The sequence below is a fragment of the Glaciihabitans sp. UYNi722 genome, from assembly GCF_040549465.1.
Taxonomy (GTDB): Bacteria; Actinomycetota; Actinomycetes; order Actinomycetales; family Microbacteriaceae; genus Lacisediminihabitans.
This window is the reverse complement of the sequence record NZ_JBEPTL010000048.1, coordinates 1-5888: the sequence shown is the minus strand read 5'-3', so window position 1 is coordinate 5888 and position 5888 is coordinate 1. Positions and strand designations below refer to the sequence as shown.

Annotated in this window: 9 protein-coding genes and 1 pseudogene; 7 read left to right on the top strand and 3 right to left on the bottom strand. The window is 61.2% G+C overall.

The features are described from left to right. Positions 1 to 106 precede the first annotated feature (106 nt). Positions 107 to 1171, bottom strand: a complete 1065-nt coding sequence (locus tag ABIB56_RS18340) for an NADP-dependent oxidoreductase (RefSeq protein WP_354570666.1) — start codon at positions 1169 to 1171, stop codon at positions 107 to 109. Between the two features lie 325 nt (positions 1172 to 1496). Here ABIB56_RS18340 and ABIB56_RS18335 point away from each other — a divergent pair. Then, positions 1497 to 1712: pseudogene (locus ABIB56_RS18335) on the top strand (Txe/YoeB family addiction module toxin); the annotation flags it as partial. Positions 1713 to 1898: 186 nt separating this feature from the next. On the opposite strand, the gene ABIB56_RS18330 reads toward ABIB56_RS18335, so the two are convergent. Beyond that, positions 1899 to 2708 carry a DUF1206 domain-containing protein gene (locus tag ABIB56_RS18330; RefSeq protein WP_354570665.1) on the bottom strand — a complete coding sequence of 270 codons (810 nt, stop codon included), beginning with the start codon at positions 2706 to 2708 and terminating at the stop codon, positions 1899 to 1901. A 196-nt stretch (positions 2709 to 2904) separates the two neighbouring features. Between ABIB56_RS18330 and ABIB56_RS18325 the strand changes: the two genes are divergently transcribed. Continuing rightward, complete coding sequence (locus ABIB56_RS18325; protein WP_354570664.1) at positions 2905 to 3150, top strand: CopG family transcriptional regulator; 246 nt, start codon at positions 2905 to 2907, stop codon at positions 3148 to 3150. Then, positions 3147 to 3491 carry a type II toxin-antitoxin system PemK/MazF family toxin gene (locus ABIB56_RS18320; protein ID WP_354570663.1) on the top strand — a complete coding sequence of 115 codons (345 nt, stop codon included), beginning with the start codon at positions 3147 to 3149 and terminating at the stop codon, positions 3489 to 3491. Before ABIB56_RS18325 ends, ABIB56_RS18320 begins: the two co-directional genes overlap by 4 nt. Before the next feature lie 156 nt (positions 3492 to 3647). On the opposite strand, the gene ABIB56_RS18315 is transcribed toward ABIB56_RS18320, so the two are convergent. Next, positions 3648 to 4106, bottom strand: a complete 459-nt coding sequence (locus ABIB56_RS18315) for a MarR family winged helix-turn-helix transcriptional regulator (RefSeq protein ID WP_354570662.1) — start codon at positions 4104 to 4106, stop codon at positions 3648 to 3650. Positions 4107 to 4185: 79 nt separating this feature from the next. On the opposite strand from ABIB56_RS18315, the gene ABIB56_RS18310 reads away from it, so the two are divergent. The 4 genes from ABIB56_RS18310 to ABIB56_RS18295 form a co-directional block, all read left to right on the top strand. Beyond that, on the top strand, positions 4186 to 4554 hold the full coding sequence (locus tag ABIB56_RS18310) for a VOC family protein (protein ID WP_354570661.1): 369 nt from the start codon (positions 4186 to 4188) through the stop codon (positions 4552 to 4554). A gap of 307 nt (positions 4555 to 4861) precedes the next feature. After that, on the top strand, positions 4862 to 5203 hold the full coding sequence (locus ABIB56_RS18305) for a type II toxin-antitoxin system Phd/YefM family antitoxin (protein ID WP_354570660.1): 342 nt from the start codon (positions 4862 to 4864) through the stop codon (positions 5201 to 5203). Continuing rightward, positions 5200 to 5583: a PIN domain-containing protein gene (locus ABIB56_RS18300; RefSeq protein ID WP_354570659.1), complete on the top strand. Its 384-nt coding sequence runs from the start codon at positions 5200 to 5202 to the stop codon at positions 5581 to 5583. Before ABIB56_RS18305 ends, ABIB56_RS18300 begins: the two co-directional genes overlap by 4 nt. Before the next feature lie 114 nt (positions 5584 to 5697). Beyond that, positions 5698 to 5888: hypothetical protein (locus ABIB56_RS18295; RefSeq protein WP_354570658.1), on the top strand; the 191-nt coding region annotated here is incomplete at its 3' end.

Sequence of the window (5888 nt, the reverse complement as noted above, 5' to 3'; positions counted from 1 at the left end):
ATCGACCGCAGACTCATCCGAGAAGGATGGACCCGCTACCGCTGGATCGGACGACCCACCCGCAAACCGTGACCTATTGACGCAATCTCTAAGTCTTCTCAATTGGTCAGGGAATGCTCACGATGGTTTTGCCGATACCCGTTCCGTCTCGGAACGAGATTTGCGCATCCATGCTCGCGCTCAAAGGCCACACACTTCTAATCGAAACCTTTAACTCTCCACGCTGAAACGCCCCCGCAGCCTCAGCCCATGCCACTTCAGGTTCGGTGCCGGGACCGGTGGAAAAACGAACGCCGTGACGGTGCGCGTTGCTGTCAGTAATGGTGATGACTCGATCTGGTGTGCCGGCGAAAGCGACCAGGTCAGGAACAGTCCCATGGCCACTGGTATCGACCCCGTAACGGATCGGTGACGTTTGTTGCTGGGTCAGTCTTTCGACCCAACCGGGACCGTAATCCACGGGTTGCACGCCGAGTCGTCGTAACTCGGAGTGGTCGTCCTGGCGGGCGGTGCCGACGACGCGGATCTGCCGCGCTAAGGCCAGTTGACTGAGCATGAGACCCACTGTGCCGGCAGCTCCAGTGATCAGGAGCGTCTCACCCGGGCGTGGCTCGAGTTCGACCAGAAGGCGGTAGGCCGTTTCGGAGGATACCGGGAGAGCGGCGGCTTGGTCAAAGGTCATCCCATCCGGTTTGTGCATCCAGTGCGACAGAATCGTCTGCTCGGCGAAGGCACCATCGACGGCGAAACCAAAGACAGTGTCTCCCAAGGCAACGCCGACAACCCCCTCACCGATGGCGTCGACGGTGCCAGACGAGTCAAGGCCCACGGAGGCTGGGAAGGTTGCCGGAGCACGATCTTGGAAGAGACCGCTTTCCTGTTTCAGATCAGCTGCATTCACCGCTGCGGCGCGGGCTCGCAAACGAATTTGCCCCGCGCCTGGATGGGGCAGCGGCACAGCGACGAGCTCGAGAACATCCGGATCGCCATAACGGCTGAACCTGATGGCCTTCATAGTTTCCGACGTGTCCGATTTGTGCATTTTCTGGCCTCTCCAGCATTCTCGGCGACTTGTTTTCGGGGTGTGCCGCCGCGGGTCCGGTTGAAGCAGTTGGGTGGCAACGGAAGTTGAACCCGGGTGGCAGGAAGGCGCGTGCTGGTCATCCCGCACGATCGGGTGGGTCTGAGTGACAGTTCTCGCCGCGCGCATCGTTGATCTATTCGGTTACGAACGCAGTGCTCTCATAAGCAAAGGAACAATCTCTTGTGACACCGTGTCCCAGCCAGCCAGTCCGCGGGATGCGCAAGCGCCGCTCATCGCCGCGAAGACGGTTTCAGCGCCCATGCCGGAGCGGATGGTGCCATCGCTCATTCCGGCTCGAATGATCCCATCGAGGGCCTCGACCATTGCCGAGCGTCCGGCGGCGAAGACGGTCGATTCCGAGCGGAAAAGGGACTCGAAAGCGACTGCGGCGCCTTGATTCTCATCTGACTACCAACATTGGATCTCGAATGACAAAGCCATCCTTAAGCGAGTAAACATGCTGATCAAGGAAGCTCGTCGTGACCCCGCATCAGGAATAGGTAAGCCTGAGCAACTCAAGTACCTCGACGGTTCACCGTGGTCGCGCCGAATCACGCAAGAACACCGACTGATCTACTCCTTCGACAACCAACAACTCGTCGTGTGGCAGTGCTGTTACCACTACTGAATTTCAACTCAGGCCACTCCACAAGCGGAACGGCGGCCGGGCTGTTGTGATCAAGGAGAGTTGACGGTGTTCCGGTGGTGGCTGGCCATTGAACATGGTCAAGGCAAGAGTGCCGCGTAGTGGTTGGGAACGCGCCGTCTCCGACCGTGCTGGTCCGGTTGGTTCCGGTGCTGGCAACTTCGGTCGCTACTGCAGCCGCCCCCAGCGCGCCCGGGCGCCGAGGTAAAGACCATACGCGATCAACCCCACCCCAACGGCAATGAGGATGACCACGCCGAACGGCAACGAGGCGAGCGATTTGAGGGCGCCATCCATGCCGCTCGCTTGTGATGGGTCGAGTGTGAACGCGGCGACCACGAAGAGAATGCCGACCACCGCAAGTGCGATACCTTTCGCAACGTAGCCGACCACACCCAGCACCACCACTACTCTGGCGGTTGAGCCGGAGGGCAGTGTGAGGTCTTTCTCGAACTTCTTCGTCGCGCCGCGCACCACGAAGAACACGCCAATGCCAAAGATCGCGAGCCCGACCACTACCAGCACGAACACTCCGCCGGGCGCCACTATGAGTTGAGCGCTCGCGCTCTTGCTGCTGCCGGCCGAACTCTTCGACCCCCCGAGGGCAAAAATCAGTGCGGTGACTCCGATCGCCAGGTACGCCACGGCCTTGCCGAATTCCGACAAGCGCTTGCCCCAGCGCTTCTTCGCATCAGACTCTCGAACGAGAAACCCTGACACGATCTGCCAGAGCCCCAACGCGAACAGGCCAACCACGATCACCCAGAGGAGCGCAATACCCGCGGGGTTCGAGGCAAGCTGCGAGAGCGCACCCGATTGATCGGCTTCTGCCCCACCAGCGCCCACAGCCACCGAGATCGCGATGACGCCGATCAGCACATGCAAGAGACCGTTCACCGCGTAGCCGAGTCGGGCGAGCATCTTCAGTGCTGTGCTGTTTTGGGCCGCGTCGGCGGCCATCGTTGCTGATCCGGTCATCCACTCAGCCTAACGAGCCATCTCGTCGGGGGGGTATGCGCCATCGACGTTGCACTCGTTTTCGCCGACGATCAGCGTCGCAACACGGCGAAGCGAAGAGAGCCGCAGGGGAACGGTCTGCGCTACGAGCGTTAATCAGTCCCTCAGCGGCATCTCCTAATCGCGGTACGCGAGTATAACTGGTTATACTAGGGCAATGAAGACTGCAATCTCGATTCCGAACGGCGACTTCGAGCGCTTTGAGCGGGTGGCGGGGCGACATGGAATGAACCGATCAGAGTTCTTTCGCCTCGCTGGCAATCGCCTTGTCGAAGAGTTGGAAGGAGAAGCCGAGTTGACGGCGCAGGCAAACGCGGTGATCGCCCGTGTCGGACAACCCTCTGCGGAAAGCCCCTTTCTTCGTGAATCGGAGCGCACGGCGCTCGAAGGATCGGAGTGGTGATTGCCCACGGCGATGTTGTCTGGGTCGACTTCGGCTCTCCGCGCGGTTCGGAACCGGCCAAGCGTGGTCCAGCTGTCGTCATGCAGGAGAACTGGCTGCTTGCCACGGAGATTGCGACCGTGCTCGTCGTGCCGCTGACTTCGAATGTTGCGCTCGAGGCCTTTCCCGGCAACGTTCTAGTTCCAGTCGATGCGTCCGAACTCGGGCGGGACTCCGTTGCCGTGGTGTCGCAAGTCGGTCCTGTCAGTCGGGAGTTCGTCGAACCGTACGCGGTGGGTCATGTCCCAAGCTACGTGCTCTCAAGGATCGCCGACGGCATTCGATCGGCGTTGGGTATATGAGCCAACCACGATGCGTGGCGGCCCGATAGCGCAATGGCTGGCGGAAGGGGCTCCGAGGGTTGGATCTGAGAGCGCTCGACGCATTCGAGGGCTGCCCGCATGGGAACCATCACCGTTCGTCGAACCGTTCGACGTCAATGCGCGAGCCTGTGCGATTTACGCACCCTCGTGGTCGTCGCGCAAGGAGTGGATCATGCTCTGCAGTATCCGGAACGCGCCCGACTGCTCGTCGTGCGTCATGCCGTCGAGCATCCTGGCCTCGACAGATCGGACCGCAACGGTCGCCTTCTCGAGGCTACGTCGACCGCGTGGCGTGAGCTGCGTGGGAAGAACTTTCCCGACACGGGCCTCCGCCGGCCTGGTCACGTAGCCGTCTCGTTCCAAGGCTTGCAGCAGCACGTTCATCGACTGTCGTGTCACGAACGCTCCTCGCGCGAGATCGGAGTTCGACAGGCCCGGGCGCTGTGCGAGCAGTTCGAGGCAGGAGTAGTGCGTCACGGTCATCCCGAGCGGGCGCAGCACTGCCTCCATGGCTGCGCGGAGGGCGCTCGAGGCCTCCTTTAGCAGGTAGCCCAGTGACGTCTCCAGGTCGACACCAACTCCGTCTTGACTCATGTCAGCATTCTGACATAGATTGATCTGTGTCAGAAGACTGACACACAGCGCACTCGACAAATCACGAAGGAGCATCACCATGCCCGCCACCGGCCCCGATTTCATCTCCCTCCAGGCGCGCGACCTCGACGCGTCGCAGGCGTTCTATGAGCAGTATCTCGGTCTCGTCCGCTCGCAGGCAGGCCCTCCCCATGCCGTCGTCTTCGAGACGACGCCTATCGCCTTCGCGCTACGAGACATCATTCCCGGTACTGATCTGGCATCCGTCGCTCAGCCCGGCATCGGCGCCGCTATCTGGCTCCACGCCACCGACGTCCAAGCCATACACGACGCCCTCGTCGCCGACGGCCACACGATCGTCTCGGCTCCGATCGACGGCCCATTCGGCCTCACATTCACCTTCGCCGACCCCGACGGCTACCAGATCACCCTCCACGACCGCGCCTAACACGCGGCACGCCGCCGCACCGCAGCCGCCGGTGGCTGGCTAGCGTATGCGGGACGACCAGCGGGCGATGAGTCGCATCCTCGGAATTTGTCAAGGCGGATGAGGCCAGCGGGAGTTTAGTCGGCTGGTTTCGGCTGGGTCCTTTCGGCCGGATCCTTTCGGCCGGATTGACCCGAGTGCCCGGATGGAACCACGTCTGCTCTGACGATGCTCCGCACGGCCTCGTCGAAGCGGTGTGTAGCTCCCGTGCGCCAATCGGGCTTCATCCATGTAGCACGCGTACTACATACCTGATAAAGTTATCAGCATGAAGCACCAGAGCGCGCAGCGACAAACAGTTGGCATCAGAGAGCTGAAGCAGAACCCGAGCGAAGTCATCGCCAAGGCCGCAAAGGGCGTGCAATTCGACGTTCTGAGCAACGGCAAATCCGTTGGAGTCGTCATTCAACGCACGGAGGCTGTCCGAAGTCGATGGGTTAGCAGCGATGCGCTAAAGGCCTTAGCTGCTGTAGCCGGCAGCGCAGGCGGCACCAGCAGAGCGGGAAGTACAGACACCACTGGGTGGGCGGATGATTTTCAGGCGCAGCGAGAACTCGACAATGATCCGATAGTCGACCCCTGGGCTGAGCGGGATGCAGCCACAGCATGATCATGCTCGACACCAGCGTCCTCATTGATTTTCCCGATGAGGACGAGTGGCCAGAAGACGAGATGTTCGCCTGTAGCGCGGTCACTCTCGCCGAACTTCAGTTCGGGCTTCAACTCACCGTTGGAACCCCCAAGCACGCCGCGCGACAAGCGCGACTTACGCTCCTGGAGTCCCAGTTTGAGTGGACGCCCTTCGACGAGAAGGCAGCTGTTGGGTACGGATCCCTCGCGGCCGTCGTGCATCAAGGGCGCGCGACCCACGCACGCAGTAAAGACATCATGATCGCCGGCCACGCGTATTCGATGGGGGCAGCTCTCATGACGCGCAACCCGAAAGGCTTCGAGTTGGTCGCCAAGATGATCACCATCATTCCGGTGTAGGTCAAGCAGACCGACACCCGACCGAAAGGTACCCCGTGTAAGAAACACCGAACGCCCCCCTCTCTCAACAACTCAGCACCGCTCGAGGATCCAGTCTCTGAGCGTCGGGAAGCCATGCTCGACATTCTCGGAGGCTGGGATCTGGAAGGCGCAATACCGACCGGCTTCGGGCTGGCTGTCACCCGCAACTACATCGCCGGAGAGACCGACCTAGTACTGCAGTCGCGTTTATGGGCTGTGTCCGCGGGTTTTGTAGTAGTGGCGTTTCGCTGTTTGTTGATGTCGTCGGCGCCAGTGGGAGCGGC